This window comes from Micromonospora sp. NPDC049004 (genome assembly GCF_040649315.1).
Taxonomy (GTDB): domain Bacteria; phylum Actinomycetota; class Actinomycetes; order Mycobacteriales; family Micromonosporaceae; genus Micromonospora.
Window position 1 is genome coordinate 428,599 of record NZ_JBEZFG010000005.1, and the last position, 18,315, is coordinate 446,913.

The following is an 18,315-nucleotide window of genomic DNA, read 5'->3' on the forward strand; positions in this document are numbered from 1 at the left end:
CGTGGGTGGCCGGCGACCTGTCGGCCGCCGGCCACCCGCGCGACGACGACCGGGGCCGGTCACCCTCTGCGGGTGACCGGCCCCGGTCGATCAGAGCGATGGGTCAGGCGACGGTGACGGCGACCTCGTTGATGCCCCGGCCGGCAGTGACGGCGGCGTCGCCGTTGCCGTGCCGGGACAGCGCCCGCAGCGTCCAGGAACCGGGCGCGGCGAAGAACCGGAACTGGCCGGCCGCCGAGGTGACAACCTCGGCGGTGAACTCACCTGTCGAGTCGAGCAGCCGGACGTACGCGCCCGGCACGACCTCGTCCGCCGACGAGCGGACGACGCCGGTGATGACGGTTTCCTTCTCCAGGTCCAGGCTGGCCGGCAGCGGCGCGGCCTGGTCGGGTGCGGCGCAACCCGCGGCGGTGGGAGCAGTCATGGCGGATCAGGCCTCCCCGGGCTCGTCGCCGAGCGCGACAGGCACGCCGACGAGCGAGCCGTACTCGGTCCACGAACCGTCGTAGTTCTTCACGTTGCGGTGACCGAGCAGCTCCTGCAGCACGAACCAGGTGTGCGAGGAACGCTCGCCGATCCGGCAGTACGCGATGGTCTCCTTGCTGTCGTCCAGCCCCGCGTCGCCGTAGATCCTGCGCAGCTCGTCGTCGGAGCGGAAGGTGCCGTCCTCGTTGGCCGCCTTGGACCACGGGACGCTGATCGCGGTCGGGATGTGACCGGCCCGCTGCGCCTGCTCCTGCGGCAGGTGCGCGGGGGCGAGCAGCCGACCGGCGAACTCGTCGGGGCTGCGCACGTCGACCAGGTTCTTGGTGCCGATCGCGGCGACGACCTCGTCGCGGAAGGCCCGGATGGAGGTGTCCGGCTCCTGCGCGACGTACTGGGTCGCCGGGCGGGCCGCCGTCTCGGTGACCAGCGGGCGGGCGTCCAGCTCCCACTTCTTGCGACCGCCGTCGAGCAGCTTCACGTCGCGGTGGCCGTAGAGCTTGAAGTACCAGTAGGCGTACGCCGCGAACCAGTTGTTGTTGCCGCCGTACAGGATCACGGTGTCGTCGTTGCTGATGCCCCGCTCGGACAGCAGCGCCTCGAACTGGGTCTTGTTGACGAAGTCCCGGCGGACCTGGTCCTGGAGGTCGGTCTTCCAGTCGATCTTGATGGCGCCGGCGATGTGGCCGGTCTCGTAGGCCGAGGTGTCCTCGTCGACCTCGACGAAGACGACGCCCGGGGCGTCGAGGTTCTTCTCGGCCCACTCGGCCGATACGAGTGCGGTGTCGCGACTCATCGAATCACTCCCTGGTGAGGATGGATGGTGAGCCAACGCGCGAATATCGATGGGTTGAACTGTCGCACCGCGCGCGGGACCCAGCGGAAGGACGGGATCACGGGTTCGTGCGACGGCGCCGCTGCCGGGCGTTCGGTGGGATCACCGGAAAGGGTCGAGGACCCTGCGTGCCGGTGGCCGCCGTCAGGCGGCCGAAAACAGCCCCGCCGTCAGATGACAGGGCGACACAGGCAGGTGGCCACGCGGCACAGGTCGACCGCGCGCCGTTTGGTGAGGTGGGTCCCCATGAGCACGGAGCCTACCAGCCAGTGACCGGGCTGCCACTGGACCGACCACCATCCGGGATCGTCCGGGCTGCGGGGCAGCTGAAGCGTCCCAGCGGCCCGGACGATTGAGGCGCGACTCAGCCGGCGGAGTTGATCGGCACGTTCTTCGCGTCGGCGGTGACCGCCAGCCCTTCGGGCAACGGCCGGACCTCCCGGACCGCGAGCTGGAACGGCAACTCGGGCAGCGGCACGTCGATGGAGATCCCCTGGGCGTACCGGTTCAGGGCCAGCCGGGCCAGCGGCAGGTTCGGCAGGCCCGCGGCGTCCAGGTTGTTGAAGCGCAGGGCCACCTTGCCGTTCTCGGCGACGGTGACGTCGGCGGTGCCGGCGACTGTGAACTTCTGACCGAGGATGTCGACCGGGGCGGTGACGGCGAGCTTGCCGCCCTGCTCGCCGAGCTTGAGCCCGGGTCGGTTCAGCAGCGCGGCGAGGCTCTCGTAGCTGATCGTGCCGGTGCCGTTGACCGTGTCGGCGACGATGTCGCCCTGCCCGGTCCGCAGCGTGTCGATCGAGGCACGCACGTTGCGGGCGTCCACGTCCAGCACCGGCAGCCGTACGGCGTCACCCTCGACCGACGCCTGCACGTCCCGCAGAGTGATGGAGATCCGCTCGTACCGCCCGTCCAGCACCTGGGTGAGGAACGGCGTCCCGCCGACCTCGACGTCGGGCTTGGCCGACTGCGCCCCCTGCTTGCTGACCTCCTGGCTGACCCGCTCGGCGATGAGCCGCTCGGCCACGCCGACCGCCACGCGGTCGGCGACCACCAGCAGACCCCCCACCACCAGGAGCAGGACGACCAGGCCGATGAGCAGCTTGCGACCGCGCCGTCGGGGCCGGGTTTCGCCAGCCGGATACTCCTGGGCCACGCCGCCTCCTGTCTCCGCCCGCCGCTGATCGGCGGGACGTCCGAACCGGTGCCGCAGCGCGGCGCACCCGTAGGTACCCGACCGGCACCGGCCTCAACCGTGGGCTCAGAGGAACAGCATGCACATGGCGTACGCGGCGGGTGCGGCCAGGGCGAATCCGCCGAGCGGACCCTGCATGTGCCGGGCGACCCACATGGTGGGCGGTTCGCCGGCCATCAGGCGGCCCGCCTCCGCGTACCCCACGGCGAGATCGGAGAGGACTGCGGTGACGGCCGCGACCAGGCCGATCACCGCGGCCCGGGTCGGCGTGAAGGGGGTCACCAGATAGCTGCCGAGGAGCGCGCTGCCCAGCGTGCCCACCATCGCGCCGGCGACGACGCCGGCCGCGCCCCGGGGCACCTGCGGGGCCAGCCGGGGCCACGGCAGCACCGCGTCGGTGAGCCGGGCGACGGTCAGCGCGACCCCGCTCGCGGTCAGGCAGACCGTGATCGCCTGGGTGCCGGCCGGGATGCGGCTGAGCACGATCAGGGTGCCGAAGGCCACGACCCCGACCACGATGAGCAGGGTGGCGCCGAGGGAGTCGGTGACCCGGACCCGGTCGACGCGGCGGACCAGCTGGCCGAGCACGGCGGCGAGGAAGCCGCCGACGGCCAGGTAGCCCAGCGGCGCCAGACCGGCGACGTCACTCTGGACGGCGGCGATGTCGGCGGCCGCGGCGACCGCGGCGCTGATCCCGCCGACCAGCAGCAGCGCGGGTGGGCGCATGGCCATCGTCCAGGCGAGCACGAACAGCAGTTGGACGCCGAAGACGATGAACGCGAACGGCAGGCGGTGACCCGGCCCGGACGTCTGCGCGCCGAGCACCAGACCCACCCCGAGCAGCGCGGCGAAGCCGGCGATGGTCAGGGCCAGCGGCCGGTGCACCTCGACCGGAGCGACCGGCTCCTCCTCCGGCTCGTCGACCTCGTCCTCGGAACGACGGGCCGGCTCCCCGGCGCGGCGGGCCCGGCGCGGCCCACCCCGCCCACGGCGTTCGCCTTCGGCGACGGCCGGTCCGGTGCGCGGCGCGGGCGGATGGCCACGGGTCGGAGCGGCCGGACCCGGGCGGGGACCGTCGGACCACGATTCGCGGCCGGCGTCGGACGAGGTGGAGGGAAACACGCCCCGATCGTGCCAGATGGGCTGCCCGCCGCGCCGGTCACGGGTTTCCGCAACGTTAAAACCTGCGCCACGATCAGGGGCAAGCTAGACAAACGGGAAATGACCTCAAGGCGCAGCCGAGGCGATCGGTTACGCTCAACGCGTTACCCGCCCGTCAGCGACGCCGGGACCACGCTATTTCTCAGCGCACTCTGCCACGAGTGTGTCTGGTCGCGTGCGGCGTTGCGCCGCCGGGACGGAGGTGATCGTGGAGATCCTGCTGCTGGTGACCGCGCGCGCAGGGGAACCGTCGGCTGTGCTGCCGGCGCTCGACCTGCTGCCACACTCGGTTCGCACCGCGCCGCGCGACGTCCGCACCCTGGTTGCCGGGCCCAGCCCCGACGCGGTGCTGGTGGACGCCCGGTCGGAGCTGAGCGAGGCCCGAGCGACCTGTCGGATGCTGCACGCGACCGGGCTCGGGGTGCCACTGGTCGCGGTGGTGACCGAGGCCGGCCTGATCGCGCTGAACGCGGACTGGGGCGTCGACGACGTCATCCTCGCGTCGGCCGGTCCCGCCGAGGTCGAGGCTCGACTGCGGCTCGCGGTCGGCCGCCTGAGCAACGCGACCGCCGGTGCCGGCGGCTCGATCCGGGCCGGTGAGTTGACCATCGACCCCGACACGTACGCCGCCAAGCTGAAGGGTCGCCCGCTCGACCTCACCTACAAGGAGTTCGAGCTGCTGAAGTTCCTCGCCCAGCACCCGGGCCGCGTGTTCACCCGCGACCAGCTGTTGCGCGAGGTCTGGGGCTACGACTACTTCGGCGGCACCCGGACGGTGGACGTGCACGTCCGGCGGCTGCGCGCCAAGCTCGGCTCGGAGTACGAGTCGATGATCGGCACGGTCCGCCAGGTGGGTTACAAGTTCGTCGTCCCGCCGTCGCGTTCCCTGCCCGAGGCGGAGCACGCGCCGCTGCCCGTCTAACCAGCCAGGGCGATTTCCCATATGCCCCTTTTGCGCGGCTCGCCGGTCATATTCTGACTGCCGGGTTGTCGGAAAAGGGGGGCGACGGTGCGGGCAGGTAGCACGGGGGCGAGGGGCCGGCGCGTCCGGCCAGCCGGGCGGAAGCCGTGACGCGGGTCAGCTCGACCGCGCGCGCGGCAGTGATCGTGACGGTGGTGGTGGTCGCGCTGCTCGGCTCGGCGTACGTGCTGGGCCGCAGTCTCGTCCCCGACCAGACCCAGCGACACGCCACAGGTGTCACCACCGAGGGCGACGGCACGCACTACGCCGACCAGCCTCCCGAGAAGCCCTCGACCGGCACCCCGACGGGCAGCCCGACCGCGAGCCAGAGCGCTGGCCCGACCGAGGCCGGCCAGGACGGCTCGGGGCAGAACGCCAGCGGCGACAAGCTGTTCGGCGCCCACACCGACACCGGCAACGCCCGACTCGCGCTGACCTTCGACGACGGGCCGGACCCGCGCTACACCCCGCAGGTCCTCGCGATCCTGCGCGAGTACGACGTCAAGGCCACCTTCTGCGTGGTGGGCGAGAACGCGCAGGATCATCCCGACCTCGTCCAGGCGATCGTCGCCGACGGCCACACCCTGTGCAATCACTCCTGGCACCACGACGTCACCCTGGGCAACAAGTCCGCCGACCAGATCCGCGCCGACCTGGTCCGCACCAACGAGGCGATCCGAGCGGCAGTCCCGGACGCCCCGATCGTCTGGTACCGCCAACCCGGCGGCGCCTGGACGTACCCGGTGGTGTCGGTGTCCCAGCAGCTCGGCATGACCCCGCTGCACTGGTCGGTGGACCCGTCGGACTGGCAGGCCCCGGGTGCCAGCAAGATCGCCGCGACCGTGCTCTCGCAGGTGGAACCGGGTGCCGTGGTCCTCATGCACGATGCCGGCGGCGACCGGCAGGGCACCGTCGACGCGCTGCGCCGGATACTGCCCGCACTCAGCTCGCGTTACGAGTTGGAGGCACTGCCCACCGACCCGACGTGAGCCACTTCCCCCTACTCGGGCGAGAGTCCGGGACGCACCGGACGCAGCGGCTACGGTGATCCAATGAGCAGTGCGGAGCCGACCAGCGACCAGGTGACCCGGACCGACCGACTGGCCCCGACGGAGATCGCCGACGTGCTGGCCCTGGCGCGCACGGCGGGCGACACCGACGGCGCGGACCCGCTCGACGAACACGTCCTGCTCCGCCTGCGCGATCCGCAGGCGCCGGCCGTACACCTGCTGGCCCGCGCCGATGACGGCACCCTCACCGGGTACGCCCACCTCGACACCACCGACCCGGTGGGCGGGATCGGGGTGGAGCTGGTGGTGCACCCCGCGTACCGGCGGCGGGGCACGGGCCGGGCGCTGGCCCGGGGCGTGCTCGCCTCGGCCACCGGGCCACTGCGGGCGTGGGCGCACGGCGACCACCCGTCGGCGGCGGCGCTCGCCGTGGACCTCGGGTTCAGCCGGGCGCGCGTGCTCTGGCAGCTACGCCGGCCGTTGGCCGCCCCGCTGGGCGAGCCGCGTCTGCCCGACGGGGTGACGCTGCGTGCGTTCCGCCCCGGTGCCGACGACGCGGCCTGGCTGGCCCTGAACGCGCGGGCCTTCGCCGAGCATCCCGAGCAGGGGCGGTGGACCTCGGACGACCTGCGGGTCCGCCTCGCCGAGCCGTGGTTCGACCCGGCCGGTTTCCTGCTCGCCGAGGAGACCTCGACCGGTCGGCTGCTGGGCTTCCACTGGACGAAGGTGCACGAGCGGCCCGGGTCGGCCCGCATCGGCGAGGTGTACGTGCTCGGCGTGGAGCCGACCGCGCACGGTGGCGGGCTCGGTCGGGCGCTGACCACCGCAGGGCTCGCGTACCTGCGGGACAAGCGGGGCCTGGACCGGGTGATGCTCTTCGTGGACGACTCGAACACCGGAGCGGTAGCGCTCTACGAGCGGTTGGGCTTCGCCCGCTGGTCCGCGCACATCAACTACCACCTGGGCTGACCGTCGGCCGTCGGGCCGAGCGAGTCACCGGCGGGTAACGGCCGAGCGTCGGCGGGATAACGCTGAACCGGATATATACCCATACTTCCGACAGGTGTATCCCGGTTCACTTAACGGACAACTCACCCTCAGCAAGCGGTCACCTCGGGGGCCGTACGTGTTCACCTTGCGTTCACTTGCGACCGGCGAACCGGCTACCTGGCACTTCTAACTTTCGTGTCAGCCGGTCAAAGCCGGTCCTCGGGCCCCGGGATCGGGGCGCCAAGTCAGACGCGAAGGGAAACCCCTCAGGTGAAGCTCCAGCGGTACGGCGCTATTGCCGGCCTCGCTCTTGCCGCGACGCTCGGCCTCAGCGCATGCGGCTCGGACAACAACGAGCCCGCCTCCGGCGCAACTGCCGCGGGCTCGGCCGCCGCGGTCGACTGCGCTACCGGCACGCTGAACGCCCAGGGCTCGTCGGCGCAGAAGAACGCCATGGCCGAGTGGATCAAGGCGTACCAGCAGAAGTGCGCTGGCACCACGATCAACTACGAGGCTTCCGGCTCGGGCGCCGGCATCCAGGCGTTCATCGCCGGGACCGCCGACTTCGCCGGCTCCGACTCCGCGCTCAAGCCGGAGGAGCAGCCGCAGGCCGACGCCAAGTGCGCCGGCGGCAAGGCCATCCACCTGCCGATGGTGATCGGCCCGGTGGCCGTCGCCTACAACGTCAGCGGCGTGGACAACCTCCAGCTCAAGCCGGCCACCCTGGCGAAGATCTTCGCCGGCAAGGTCACCAAGTGGGACGACGCGGCGATCAAGGCCGACAACCCGGACGCCAAGCTCCCGGCGACCACCATCCAGACCGTCCACCGCTCGGACGAGTCGGGCACCACCGACAACTTCACCAAGTTCCTCTCGAAGACCTCCGAGGCGGACTGGACGCTGGGCAACGCCAAGGCCTGGAAGGCCCCGGGCGGCACCGGCGCCAAGGGTTCGGACGGCGTGGCCAGCTCGGTCAAGGGTGCCGACGGCTCCATCGGCTACATGGAGTGGTCGTTCGCCGAGAACGCCGGCCTGAACATGGCCAAGATCGGCAACGGTAACGGCGAGTTCGCCGCGCTGACCGCCGAGGCCGCTGGCAAGACCATCGCCGGCGCCAAGATCGATGGCCAGGGCGACGACCTCAAGCTGTCGATCGACTACAACACCAAGGAGGCCGGGGCCTACCCGATCGTCCTGGCGACGTACGAGATCGTCTGCAGCAAGGGCCTCGCGGCCGACAAGCTGGCACTGGTCAAGGGTCTGCTGGGCTACGCCGCCAGCGCCGAGGGCCAGAACTCGCTGACCGACCTCGGCTACGCCCCGCTGCCGGAGACGGTCCGCACCAAGGTCGAGACCGCGGTCAAGAACCTCTCCTGACCCGACCCCACCACCTCCGCAACCGAATCGAGCGAGCAGATGGGTGAAACCCCTCACCGCTCGGCCGACGCCGGCACCGGCGGGACGCGCGTGACCCAGAGTCACGAGTGGCCCGCCGGTGCCTCGGCGCGTGTGGCCGAGGCACCAGTCAGCACCCGTTCCCCGGGCGGCGACGGACTGGGCGGCGGCGGCGCACTGCCGCGCAGCCGCAAGTTCGGCGCCGAGCGGGCCTTCCGCGGTCTCACACTGGCCGCCGGCACCGCCGTTCTGGTCATCATCGCCGCCATCGCGATCTTCCTGATCGCCAAGGCGGTGCCGGCCCTGCGCGCCAACACCGAGAACTTCTGGTCCTACGAGGGCTGGTCCCCCAACGAGACGCAGCCGAAGTTCGGCATCGGCACACTCGCCTTCGGCACCGTGCTCAGCGCGGCGCTGGCGCTGCTCATGGCGGTGCCGGTGGCGCTGGGGATCGCGCTCTACCTCTCGCACTACGCACCTCGCCGGCTGGGCACCGCTCTCGGCTTCCTGGTCGACCTCCTCGCCGCCGTGCCGAGCGTGGTCTTCGGCCTCTGGGGGCGGGACATCTTCATCAACCCGGTCCGGGACTTCTCCGTCTGGCTGAACGAGTACTTCGGCTGGCTCCCGATCTTCGGCGGCGACGGCCCGTTCGGTAAGTCGATCATGCTGGGTGCCCTGGTACTCGCGATCATGGTGTTGCCGATCATCACCTCGCTCTCGCGCGAGGTGTTCCTCCAGACGCCGACCGCCAACGAGGAGGCCGCCCTCGCCCTGGGCGCCACCCGCTGGGAGATGCTCCGCACCGCGGTGCTCCCCTACGGCCGCCCCGGCATCATCGCCGCGGTGATGCTCGGCCTCGGCCGGGCGCTCGGCGAGACCATCGCCCTGGCGCTGACCCTCGGCATCACCTTCGGCATCTCGTTCAACCTGATCCAGAACGGCGGCAACACCATCGCCGCCAACATCGCCAACGCGTTCGGCGAGGCGAACGAGACCGGCCGGGGCGCGCTCATCGCCTCCGGCCTGGTGCTGTTCACCATCACGCTGATCGTCAACATCACGGCGCGGGCGATCATCTACCGCCGCCGGGAGTTCACGGAGTCGGCCGCATGACCACAACCGTCACCTCCCACCGCACCCGCCCGCCGGCCCAGCCGTCCTCGCTGCGGGCCCGGCGGCTGCCCGGGTACGCCGCCCCGGCCATCGCCGTGGCAGCCCTGGCGCTCTCCGCCGTGATCGTCTACGGCACCGACATCGGCGGCCCGGTCCTCGTGGTCGTCCTCGGCGCGATCCTCTACCTGGCCGGGCTCTTCGCCGCCGCCAACGCGGTCGAGGGGCGCCGGTCGGCCCGCAACCGCACCTGGAGCGCACTGATCCACTCCGCCTTCGTGCTGGCGGTGCTGCCGCTCGTCTCGGTGGTCTGGACGCTGGTCAGCAAGGGCGCCGAGCGGTTCGACGCCAACTTCTTCCAGACCTCGATGAACAACATCGGCGCCCGGGACCCGAACGGCGGCGCGTACCACGCGATCGTCGGCACGCTGGAGCAGGTCGGGATCGCCACCCTGATCACCGTCCCGCTCGGCGTCCTCTGCGCGATCTACATCGTCGAGTACGGGCGGGGCAAGTTCGCCTTCGCGATCCGATTCTTCGTGGACGTGATGACCGGCATCCCGTCGATCGTCTCCGGCCTCTTCGTGCTGGCGTTCTGGGTGCTGGTCGTGTCGCCGTGGTTCAACGACGGACGGCCGAGCTTCTCCGGCTTCGCCGCCGCGCTCGCGCTGAGCGTGCTCATGCTGCCCACCATCGTCCGGTCCACCGAGGAGATGCTCCGCCTCGTCCCGGCGCCACTGCGCGAGGGCGCGTACGCGCTCGGCATCCCCAAGTGGAAGACCATCCTGCGGGTGGTGGTGCCGACGGCGCTGCCCGGCATCGTCACCGGCGTCATGCTCGCCATCGCCCGCGCGGCCGGCGAGACCGCGCCGGTGCTCCTGGTCGCCGGCGGTGGCGCCGCCATCAACACCAACCCCTTCGAGAACAACCAGTCGTCGCTGTCCCTCTTCGTCTACCAGCAGGCCGGTGACGCGTCGAAGTACGCGCCGGCACGGGCGTGGACGGCGGCACTCACCCTGGTCGCCCTCGTGCTCATCCTGACGATCGCGGCGAAACTGCTGGCCCGTCGCAACAGGCTCAGCCGATGAACCCCGGAGGTACCACCATGGCCAAGCGCGTCTCCGCCTCGAACGTCACCGCCTACTACGGCGGGTTCAAGGCGATCGAGAACATCAACCTGACTGTCGAGCCGAAGACCGTCACCGCTCTCATCGGGCCGTCCGGCTGCGGCAAGTCGACCTTCCTGCGGTCGATCAACCGGATGCACGAGGTGCTGCCGGGCGCCCGGGTCGAGGGCAGCCTGACCATCGACGACCAGGACATCTACCACCGGGACGTGGACGTCACCGCGGTCCGGCGCACCATCGGCATGGTCTTCCAGCGGCCGAACCCGTTCCCCACCATGAGCATCTTCGAGAACGTGGTGGCCGGGCTGAAGCTCAACGGCGTGCGACGCAAGTCGATCCTGGACGAGGCGGCCGAGAAGGCGCTGCGCTCGGCGAACCTGTGGGACGAGGTCAAGGACCGGCTGGGCAAGCCCGGCGCGGGGCTCTCCGGCGGTCAGCAGCAGCGGCTCTGCATCGCCCGGACCATCGCTGTCGAGCCGCAGGTCGTGCTGATGGACGAGCCCTGCTCGGCCCTGGACCCGATCTCCACGCTGGCCATCGAGGACCTGATGTTCCAGCTCAAGGACAAGTTCACGATCATCATCGTGACGCACAACATGCAGCAGGCCGCCCGTGTGTCGGACCGGACCGCCTTCTTCTCCATCGAGAAGACCGGCGACCCGGGCCGTCTCATCGAGTACGACAACACCCAGAAGATCTTCAGCAACCCGAGCGTCAAGAAGACCGAGGACTACATCACCGGCCGCTTCGGCTGAACCTCCCTCTTCCCGTGCGCGACGCAGGCGGTCCGTCTCCGGACGGGCCGCTTCGTCGTTCCCACGGCCGATGACCGCCGATCCGTGAGCTGCCTACGATCATCGGGTGCGTTCACCCGGCAGGCTCCTGCGCGGATGCCGGCCCGACGTGCGGGTCGCCGTCGGCCTGTTCGTCGTGCTCGCGGCGCTGATCCTGGTCACGCCGAACGGTCCACACCACGTGCTCGGCTACGCCGCCGCCCTCGTGTTGGCGGCGGTGCAGGCCAGCACCATCGCGGTGCTGCGCCGCCACCCGGAGGGCGCGATGGCGGTGGCCGTCCTCGCCGGAATCGGCATCGAGGCGCTCAGTCCGGCCATCGGCTGGCTCGGCCAGGTCGCCGCGGTGCTGGCCGGGTACGCGCGCCGGAGGCCACCGTCGCGGTCGCTGTGGGTGCTCGGCCTGCTGCTGGCCGGCACGCCCTGGAAGCTGGCGTACGGCGACTGGCGCAACGTGCTGCTCGCGATCGCCGGCCCGGCGCTCGGCTGGACCCTCGGTGAGCTGGGCCGGACCCGCGCGCTGCGCCGGCAGGACTCCGAGCGGCGCATCGTCACCCAGGAACGCGAACGGATCGCCCGCGAACTGCACGACGTGCTGGTCCACACGGTGTCGGTGATCGTCGTGCAGGCCGGCGCGGCACAGGACGTCTTCGGGCGTCGGCCCGACCTGGCCCGCACGGCGCTCGCCTCGATCGACCTGGCGGCCCGTTCCACCCTGGCCGAACTGCGGGTGCTGTTGCAGACGATGAGCGCCGACGCCGAGCCCGACTCGGCCACCCCGCAGCCCGGCCTGGCGCAACTGGACACGCTGGCCGCGTCGCTGGGTGCCACCGGCCTCACCGTCGAGCTGGACCGGGAGCCAGCCAGGTCACCGTTGCCGGCGGCGGTGGACCTCTCGTCGTACCGGATCGTCCAGGAGTCGCTGACCAACACGCTGCGGCACAGCCAGGCCACGACGGCCCGGGTGCTGGTGCGGTGCTCGCCCCGGTCGGTGCGGCTGGAGATCCGCGACGACGGCCCGGCCCGTCCGAGCGGCCGGGTCGACCGTTCCGCGCACCGGGGGATCGTGGGGATGCAGGAACGGGCCCGGTTGTTGGGCGGGACGCTGGACGCCGGACCGGTGCCCGGGGGCGGCTTTCGGGTACGGGCGGACCTGCCGCTCACCTCGCCATGACGGCGGCGGCCATCCGGGTGTTGATCGCCGACGATCAGGCCCTGGTGCGCGCCGGGTTCGCGATGATCATCGAGAGCCGCGAGGACCTCGAGGTGGTCGGCGAGGCGGGCGACGGCCTGGAGGCTGTCGAACTGGCCGGGCGTCTGCGACCGGACGTGATCCTGATGGACGTACGGATGCCCCGGCTGGACGGCATCGAGGCGACCCGCCGGCTGGTCGCCGCCGGCCAGGCGGCGAGGATCATCATGCTGACCACGTTCGACCTGGACGAGCCGGTGTTCTCGGCGCTGCGGGCCGGCGCCAGCGGCTTCCTGCTCAAGGACATCCGGCCCGACGAGCTGGCCACTGCGGTACGGGTGGTGGCGCGCGGTGAGGCGCTGCTCGCGCCGACAGTCACCCGGCGGCTGCTCGACAGGTTCGCCAGCGAACTGCCCGGCGGCACTCCCCCACCGGCGCTCGACGCGCTCAGCGCCCGGGAGATCGAGGTGCTCACGCTTGTCGCGCGGGCGCTCTCCAACGACGAGATCGCGGAGCGCCTGGTCCTCAGCCGGGCCACCGTGAAGACCCACCTGTCGGCGATCCTGCTCAAGCTCGGTCTGCGTGACCGGGTGCAGGCGGCCGTGCTCGCCTACGAGTGCGGCCTGGTGCGGCCGGGCACCGCTCCGCCCCGGGGATGACCGCGAGTCCCATCCCGGGACTGATCCGGCAGGCCGGCCAGCCTGCCTAATCTCCCTCCAAAGAGGAGGGAAGCATGATCCGGACTGTGCTGGCACTGCTGACCGTCGTACCCCTGATCGTCACGCCGGTATCCGCCACCGACCCGCCTGCCGACAGGTGCGCGGGGTTGGCGCGTGCACGGATCCCGCAGGTGTCGGTGACGTCGGCGGAGCGCGACACCAATGCCGAGGGCCAGGAATTCTGCCTGGTGCAGGGGGTGATCCGGCCGCAGACACGGTTCACCGTCAAGCTCCCCGTCTCCGGCTGGACGGGGCAGTACGTGCAGCAGGGCTGTAGCGGGTTGTGCGGCACGGTGCCCGACCTGACCCTGCCGCTCTTCGGGTTCCAGTGCGCTGCCGCGCGGGACGGCAGGCTGGTGCTGGCCTCCGACGACACCGGGCATACCGGCGACCCGCAGACCACCGAGCCGGCGACCTGGGGCGCCGACCCGCGGGCGCGACTGGAGTTCGGGCTGCTGTCCGAGCACCGGCTGCGGCGGGTGGCGGACGCGGTGATGGTCGCGTACTACGGGCACGGGCCGACGTACCGGTACTTCGACGGCTGCTCGACCGGCGGCCGGCAGGGCCTGATGCTGGCGCAGCGGTTCCCGTCCGACTTCGACGGCATCCTGGCCGGCGCACCGGTACACAACCTGGCGCCGCTGGCGCTGCTCAACGCCTGGGTGGTGCTGCGCAACACCGACGCGTCGGGCCGGCAGATCCTCGGCCCGGAAAAGATCCCCGCGCTGCACGAGGCGGTTGTTCGACAGTGCGGCTCGGTCATCGAGGACCCCCGGCGGTGCGGGTTCCAGCCGTCGTCGCTGCGCTGCCCGCGCGGCACGGACCGGCCCGACTGCCTCACGCCCGCCCAGGTGGCTGCAGTTGTGGCGTTCTACCGCGGCCCGAACGGCCTCTACCCGGGCGGCATGCCGTACGGATCTGAGCTGGGCTGGATCGACGAGTTCGTGGTGCGCTCCGGCGCCCCGGTGGACGGCAACACCGCGAGGATCGCGCTCAACTACCTGAGGTACCTCGCGTACCCGCAGAACCCACCGGCCGACTTCCAGCTGACCGATGTGCGGTTCACCCGGGCCACGTTCGAGCGGCTGAACGTGCTGGGGGACGCCATCTACAACGCCACCGACGCGGATCTGTCCGCGTTCCGCGACCAGGGCGGCAAGCTGATCCTCTACCACGGCTGGGCGGACCCGTCCGTCCCCCCGTTCTCGACCGTCGACTACTACGCGGCGGTGCAGCGCCGCGGCGGCAGCGAGTCGTTCACGCGGCTGTACCTGGTGCCGGCCGGCTACCACTGCCTGTTCGGGCCGGAGCCGACCGAGCACCCGTCGGAGGTCGGCATCCCGGAGTTCCTGCAGCCGCTGATGGACTGGGTCGAGCGCGACGTCGCTCCGGGCGACATCGATGTCCTCACCTACGCGCCCAACGAGGAGCCGGACCAGCAGTTCGTCCGCTTCCTCACGGTGGCGCCGTTCGACGCGCTGGCACCGGCGCACGCCGCTCCGGGCAGCCTCAACGCCGACTACCGCTACGTCGGGCACTACTGACCGACCGGCGGTCCGCCGTACCCCAGGGATACGGCGGGCCGCCGGCCGAGTCAGCCGAGCACGAAGCGGGGCTCGCCGTCGGCCGGGAGGTCCAGGCGCGGAGTGATCGGCGTGGCGGCGTCCCGGTCGGCCGCCGCCCGCGCCACCCCGGCCAGGTCGCCGGCCGCCGCCACCTGGGCCAGCGTGACCACCGTCGGCGGCAGCATGGTCAGCTCGCCCGCCTCGGCGCGGGCCAGCGCGTCCGCCGGACGGATCCAGAGGGTGTGGTCGGCCTCGCCGGAGACGTCGCGGGTCCGCTGCCCCGCCGGCAACAGAGCGACGAAGAAGTACGTGTCGAAGCGGCGCGGCTCGAACTCCGGGGTGATCCAGCGGCTCCACGGCAGCAGCAGATCCGACCGCAGCGTGAGCTGACGGTCGGCGAGCAGCGCCGCGAAGCCCAGCCGACGCCCCTCCAGGTCCTGCCGGGCCGCCTCCCAGTCGTCACCGCTGACGTCACCCACCACCGTCGCCGGATCGGGCCCGGCGAGCAGCACGCCGGCCTCCTCGAAGACCTCCCGGGCGGCGGCGCAGACGATCGCCTGGGCGGCGTCCGGGGCCACCCCGAGCCGGTCCGCCCACTCGGTCGGCGTCGGGCCGGCCCAGTCCACGTGCGCCTCCGAGTCGGAGCGGTCGACCCCGCCGCCGGGGAAGGCGTACATCCCGCCGAAGGTCATCGCGGCGACGCGGCGGATGACGTACACCTCGAAGTCGGTGTCGGTCGGACGCAGCAGCAGCACGGTGGCGGCGACGCGCGGCGTCGCCGGGGTGCCGCCCTCGGCCCGGAACCGGCGGGCGTGCTCGACCAGGGCGGCGGGCGCGATGAAGCCGTCACTGTCGATCGTCATGCCGCGAGCCTAGTTCGCCGCCACACCGCGCTGCCGGGCCGCCGCTGACCCACGCTCAGCTCAGTCCCTTTGCTCTGCTTCAGCGGAGGCGACAGAAACGGCCCGTCGGTGTTGCCTGGGCTGAAGCAGAGCAAAGGGGGAACCCGGGGGGTGGCCGGGGCAGCGAGGGGCGGCGTTCGCCCCGCCGGCACAGGGGTTAGCGTTCCGGCATGACTCGTTGGGGCATCCTGGCCACCGGCCACATCGCCAGCCGTTTCGCCGAAGACCTCCGGCTGGTGCCGGACGCCGAACTGGTCGCGGTCGGCTCCCGCTCCGCCGACAGCGCGCAGCGGTTCGCCGACACGTACGGCGCGAAGCGCGCATACGGCTCCTGGGTGGAGCTGGCCGCCGATCCGGAGGTCGACGTGATCTACGTGGCGACCCCGCACGCCGCGCACCACGAGGCGGCGCTGACCTGCCTGACCGCCGGCCGGGCGGTGCTGCTGGAGAAGCCGTTCACCCTCGAACTGGCCACCAGCACCGAGCTGGTGGAAACCGCGCGCGCCGCGGGGGTCTTCCTGATGGAGGCCATGTGGATGAGGACGAACCCGCTCATCCTCCGCGCGGTCCAGCTGATCGCCGAGGGCGCCATCGGCACGGTGCGCAACGTCCGGGCCGACTTCGGGGTGGCCGGGCCGTTCCCGCCGGAGCACCGGATGCGCAACCCGGCGCTGGGTGGGGGCGCCCTGCTCGACCTGGGGATCTACCCGATCAGCCTCGCGCACCTGCTGCTGGGCGTGCCGCAGCACATCCGCTCCTGGGCGCACCTGGGCCCGGAGGGGACCGACGAGAACACCGGCATCCTGTTCGGCTACGACAGCGGGGCGGTGGCGACGCTGAGCTGCGGCATGGTCGGGGCGAGCTCGTTGGCCGCCTCGATCACCGGCAGCGCGGGCCGCATCGACCTGCCGGAGCCGTTCTTCCGGCCGGCTTCGCTGACCCTGTACCGGGACGGCTTCGAGCCCGAGACGATCTCCGGTGCGGAGGTCGGCAACGGCTACCAGTACGAGGCGATCGAGGTCCAGCGGTGCCTGGCCGCCGGGCTGACCGAGAGTCCGCTGGTGCCGCACACCACGACGCTCGAGGTGATGACCCTGCTGGACACGGTGCGCGAGCAGATCGGCGTGCGGTACGTCTGAACGGCGAAGGGCCCCTTGCCACGGTGAGACCGTGACGAGGGGCCCTTTCCCGAAGGTCAGCCGAAGAGCGGCCGGATCACCAGGTAGGTGAGGCAGGCGATAAGCGCCGCCGCCGGGAACGTGATGATCCAGGCGATCACGATGTTGCCGGCGACGTTCCAGCGGACCGCGGAGAGGCGCTTGGTGGCGCCCACACCCATGATCGCCGAGGTGATCGTGTGGGTCGTGGAGATCGGCGCCTTCAGCACCAGGGCGTTGAAGTAGAGCACCGCGCTGGCCACCGTCTCGGCGGCGAAGCCCTCCGGAGGCCCGAGGTCGATGATCTTGCGGCCGAGGGTGCGGATGATCCGCCAACCACCGGCGTACGTGCCGAGCGCCAGCATGGTGGCCGACGTCCAGAACACCCAGCCCGGGATGTGCGTCTTGCTCTCCTGGAAACCGCCGGTGTAGAGCGCCAGCACCACGATGCCCATCGTCTTGGCGGCGTCCTGCATGCCGTGGCCGACCGACATGGCCGCCGCCGAAACGGTCTGCGCGTGGCGGAAGCCCCGGTTGAGCTTGCCCGGCTGCCCGTTACGGAACAGCCAGAGGATCGCAAGCATCAGCAGATAACCGAGGGTGAGGCCGACGATCGGCGAGAGCACCATCGGCAGGATGACCTTCTCGCCGATGTTGCCCCACTGCACGATGCCGCCGGCGGACAACAGGGTCGCGCCGACCAGGCCGCCGAAGAGCGCGTGCGAGGACGACGACGGCAGGCCGAAGTACCAGGTGATCAGGTTCCAGGCGATGGCGCCGAGCACCCCGGCGAAGACCACCCCGAGGCTGCTCACCCCGGTGGGCAGCGTGACCAGGCCGTCGCCGACGGTCTTGGCGACCCCGGCACCGAAGTGCGCGCCGATGAAGTTGCCGACCGCGGCGAGGCCGAGGGCGATCCGGGGTGTCAGCGCCCGGGTGGAGACGCTTGTCGCGATCGCGTTGGCAGCGTCGTGGAAGCCGTTGGTGTAGTCGAACGCCAGGGCAACCGCGATCACCGCCAGCACGGCGATGAGTTCAGGGGACACCGGCTCAGGACTCCTTGACGGCGATGGTCTCGACCGTGTTGGCCACGTGCTCGAAGGCGTCGCAGGCGGCCTCCAGCTCGTCGGCGACCTCCTTCATCTTCAGCACCGTCAAAGCGTCGTACTCACCTGAGAAGAGGCGGACGAGCAGCTGCCGGTTGATCCGGTCGCCCTCGTTCTCCAGCCGGTTGCACTCGATCCAGTAGTCCTCGAGATCCTTCATCGACTGCAGCCGGGGCATCGCCTCGGCCGTCAGCTTGGCCTGCTGGTCGAGCACGTTGACCATCTCGTGCAGCTCCCGCGGCAGCGCTGGCAGCTCGGTCAGCCCGTACAGGTACAGCAGGTCGCCGACCGCCTCCAGGTGGTCCATCACGTCGTCGAGCAGCGAGCCGAGCCGGTAGATGTCCTCCCGGTCGAACGGCGTGATGAAGGTCGAGTTGATCTTCTTGTAGAGATCGTGCGTGATCTGGTCGCTGTCGTGCTCGACCTCGGTCAGCCGCTCGCTGACCGACTGCACGTCGACACCGGGCAGAGCCAGCTCGTTCAACAACGCGGTGCCCCGGACCAGGTTCTGCGCGGCCCTGGTGAAGAGCTCGTAGAAGGCGCCCTCGGTGGGGCGGAAGGAAAACTTCACAGCACAGACCTCGTCGCGTCGGTGGAAGGGTGGCGGCGTCCGAAGGCG

Annotated in this window: 19 protein-coding genes; 11 read left to right on the top strand and 8 right to left on the bottom strand. The window is 71.3% G+C overall.

Annotation, left to right across the window (positions count from 1 at the left end):
- Positions 1 to 103: 103 nt before the first annotated feature.
- From AB0B97_RS18235 to AB0B97_RS18255, 5 genes are all read right to left on the bottom strand, one after another.
- Positions 104 to 424 carry a DUF1416 domain-containing protein gene (locus tag AB0B97_RS18235; RefSeq protein ID WP_357494787.1) on the bottom strand — a complete coding sequence of 107 codons (321 nt, stop codon included), beginning with the start codon at positions 422 to 424 and terminating at the stop codon, positions 104 to 106.
- A gap of 6 nt (positions 425 to 430) precedes the next feature.
- Positions 431 to 1,279: a sulfurtransferase gene (locus AB0B97_RS18240; RefSeq protein WP_357494789.1), complete on the bottom strand. Its 849-nt coding sequence runs from the start codon at positions 1,277 to 1,279 to the stop codon at positions 431 to 433.
- A gap of 209 nt (positions 1,280 to 1,488) precedes the next feature.
- Positions 1,489 to 1,566: an Ms5788A family Cys-rich leader peptide gene (locus AB0B97_RS18245; protein WP_310503780.1), complete on the bottom strand. Its 78-nt coding sequence runs from the start codon at positions 1,564 to 1,566 to the stop codon at positions 1,489 to 1,491.
- A 116-nt stretch (positions 1,567 to 1,682) separates the two neighbouring features.
- Positions 1,683 to 2,471, bottom strand: coding sequence for a DUF2993 domain-containing protein (locus AB0B97_RS18250; RefSeq protein WP_357494791.1), 789 nt, complete (start codon positions 2,469 to 2,471; stop codon positions 1,683 to 1,685).
- Positions 2,472 to 2,576: 105 nt separating this feature from the next.
- Positions 2,577 to 3,632 carry a hypothetical protein gene (locus AB0B97_RS18255; protein WP_357494793.1) on the bottom strand — a complete coding sequence of 352 codons (1,056 nt, stop codon included), beginning with the start codon at positions 3,630 to 3,632 and terminating at the stop codon, positions 2,577 to 2,579.
- 241 nt (positions 3,633 to 3,873) lie between these two features.
- Here AB0B97_RS18255 and AB0B97_RS18260 point away from each other — a divergent pair, with 241 nt between their 5' ends.
- From AB0B97_RS18260 to AB0B97_RS18305, 10 genes are all read left to right on the top strand, one after another.
- Positions 3,874 to 4,593 carry a response regulator transcription factor gene (locus AB0B97_RS18260; RefSeq protein ID WP_179781168.1) on the top strand — a complete coding sequence of 240 codons (720 nt, stop codon included), beginning with the start codon at positions 3,874 to 3,876 and terminating at the stop codon, positions 4,591 to 4,593.
- Positions 4,594 to 4,739: 146 nt separating this feature from the next.
- On the top strand, positions 4,740 to 5,621 hold the full coding sequence (locus AB0B97_RS18265) for a polysaccharide deacetylase family protein (protein ID WP_234588344.1): 882 nt from the start codon (positions 4,740 to 4,742) through the stop codon (positions 5,619 to 5,621).
- 63 nt (positions 5,622 to 5,684) lie between these two features.
- Positions 5,685 to 6,611: a mycothiol synthase gene (gene mshD, locus AB0B97_RS18270; RefSeq protein ID WP_357494796.1), complete on the top strand. Its 927-nt coding sequence runs from the start codon at positions 5,685 to 5,687 to the stop codon at positions 6,609 to 6,611.
- A gap of 291 nt (positions 6,612 to 6,902) precedes the next feature.
- Positions 6,903 to 8,009 (top strand): phosphate ABC transporter substrate-binding protein PstS, encoded by a 1,107-nt coding sequence (gene pstS / locus AB0B97_RS18275; RefSeq protein WP_234588342.1) that lies wholly within the window; start codon positions 6,903 to 6,905, stop codon positions 8,007 to 8,009.
- A 39-nt stretch (positions 8,010 to 8,048) separates the two neighbouring features.
- Positions 8,049 to 9,140, top strand: a complete 1,092-nt coding sequence (gene pstC, locus AB0B97_RS18280) for a phosphate ABC transporter permease subunit PstC (RefSeq protein WP_234588341.1) — start codon at positions 8,049 to 8,051, stop codon at positions 9,138 to 9,140.
- Positions 9,137 to 10,225 (top strand): phosphate ABC transporter permease PstA, encoded by a 1,089-nt coding sequence (gene pstA / locus AB0B97_RS18285; RefSeq protein ID WP_357494798.1) that lies wholly within the window; start codon positions 9,137 to 9,139, stop codon positions 10,223 to 10,225. The genes pstC and pstA overlap by 4 nt, the downstream gene beginning before the upstream one ends.
- Before the next feature lie 17 nt (positions 10,226 to 10,242).
- Positions 10,243 to 11,019: a phosphate ABC transporter ATP-binding protein PstB gene (pstB, locus tag AB0B97_RS18290; RefSeq protein ID WP_234588357.1), complete on the top strand. Its 777-nt coding sequence runs from the start codon at positions 10,243 to 10,245 to the stop codon at positions 11,017 to 11,019.
- A 106-nt stretch (positions 11,020 to 11,125) separates the two neighbouring features.
- Positions 11,126 to 12,229, top strand: coding sequence for a histidine kinase (locus AB0B97_RS18295; protein ID WP_357494800.1), 1,104 nt, complete (start codon positions 11,126 to 11,128; stop codon positions 12,227 to 12,229).
- A complete protein-coding gene (locus AB0B97_RS18300) occupies positions 12,226 to 12,906 on the top strand; it encodes a response regulator transcription factor (protein ID WP_357494802.1) in 681 nt (226 codons plus the stop codon). Before AB0B97_RS18295 ends, AB0B97_RS18300 begins: the two co-directional genes overlap by 4 nt.
- A 74-nt stretch (positions 12,907 to 12,980) precedes the next feature.
- Entirely contained in the window at positions 12,981 to 14,510 is a 1,530-nt protein-coding gene (locus AB0B97_RS18305; RefSeq protein WP_357494804.1) for a tannase/feruloyl esterase family alpha/beta hydrolase, read from the top strand.
- A gap of 50 nt (positions 14,511 to 14,560) precedes the next feature.
- Here AB0B97_RS18305 and AB0B97_RS18310 read toward each other — a convergent pair whose 3' ends face one another.
- Positions 14,561 to 15,394 carry an NUDIX hydrolase gene (locus AB0B97_RS18310; protein WP_357494806.1) on the bottom strand — a complete coding sequence of 278 codons (834 nt, stop codon included), beginning with the start codon at positions 15,392 to 15,394 and terminating at the stop codon, positions 14,561 to 14,563.
- 209 nt (positions 15,395 to 15,603) lie between these two features.
- Between AB0B97_RS18310 and AB0B97_RS18315 the strand changes: the two genes are divergently transcribed.
- Positions 15,604 to 16,572 carry a Gfo/Idh/MocA family oxidoreductase gene (locus AB0B97_RS18315; RefSeq protein ID WP_357494808.1) on the top strand — a complete coding sequence of 323 codons (969 nt, stop codon included), beginning with the start codon at positions 15,604 to 15,606 and terminating at the stop codon, positions 16,570 to 16,572.
- A 56-nt stretch (positions 16,573 to 16,628) separates the two neighbouring features.
- Here the strand turns inward: AB0B97_RS18315 and AB0B97_RS18320 are convergent, their stop codons facing one another.
- Positions 16,629 to 17,636: an inorganic phosphate transporter gene (locus tag AB0B97_RS18320; RefSeq protein ID WP_357494810.1), complete on the bottom strand. Its 1,008-nt coding sequence runs from the start codon at positions 17,634 to 17,636 to the stop codon at positions 16,629 to 16,631.
- A 4-nt stretch (positions 17,637 to 17,640) separates the two neighbouring features.
- Positions 17,641 to 18,267 (bottom strand): DUF47 family protein, encoded by a 627-nt coding sequence (locus tag AB0B97_RS18325; RefSeq protein WP_007465788.1) that lies wholly within the window; start codon positions 18,265 to 18,267, stop codon positions 17,641 to 17,643.
- Positions 18,268 to 18,315: the final 48 nt, after the last annotated feature.

Excerpts from the sequence above, each read along its gene's own strand:
- AB0B97_RS18235 (WP_357494787.1), bottom strand. The coding sequence starts at position 424 with ATGACTGCTCCCACCGCCGCGGGTTGCGCCGCACCCGACCAGGCCGCG.
- AB0B97_RS18240 (WP_357494789.1), bottom strand. The coding sequence starts at position 1,279 with ATGAGTCGCGACACCGCACTCGTATCGGCCGAGTGGGCCGAGAAGAAC.
- AB0B97_RS18245 (WP_310503780.1), bottom strand. The coding sequence starts at position 1,566 with ATGGGGACCCACCTCACCAAACGGCGCGCGGTCGACCTGTGCCGCGTG.
- mshD (WP_357494796.1), top strand. The coding sequence starts at position 5,685 with ATGAGCAGTGCGGAGCCGACCAGCGACCAGGTGACCCGGACCGACCGA.
- pstC (WP_234588341.1), top strand. The coding sequence starts at position 8,049 with ATGGGTGAAACCCCTCACCGCTCGGCCGACGCCGGCACCGGCGGGACG.
- pstA (WP_357494798.1), top strand. The coding sequence starts at position 9,137 with ATGACCACAACCGTCACCTCCCACCGCACCCGCCCGCCGGCCCAGCCG.
- pstB (WP_234588357.1), top strand. The coding sequence starts at position 10,243 with ATGGCCAAGCGCGTCTCCGCCTCGAACGTCACCGCCTACTACGGCGGG.
- AB0B97_RS18300 (WP_357494802.1), top strand. The coding sequence starts at position 12,226 with ATGACGGCGGCGGCCATCCGGGTGTTGATCGCCGACGATCAGGCCCTG.
- AB0B97_RS18305 (WP_357494804.1), top strand. The coding sequence starts at position 12,981 with ATGATCCGGACTGTGCTGGCACTGCTGACCGTCGTACCCCTGATCGTC.
- AB0B97_RS18310 (WP_357494806.1), bottom strand. The coding sequence starts at position 15,394 with ATGACGATCGACAGTGACGGCTTCATCGCGCCCGCCGCCCTGGTCGAG.
- AB0B97_RS18315 (WP_357494808.1), top strand. The coding sequence starts at position 15,604 with ATGACTCGTTGGGGCATCCTGGCCACCGGCCACATCGCCAGCCGTTTC.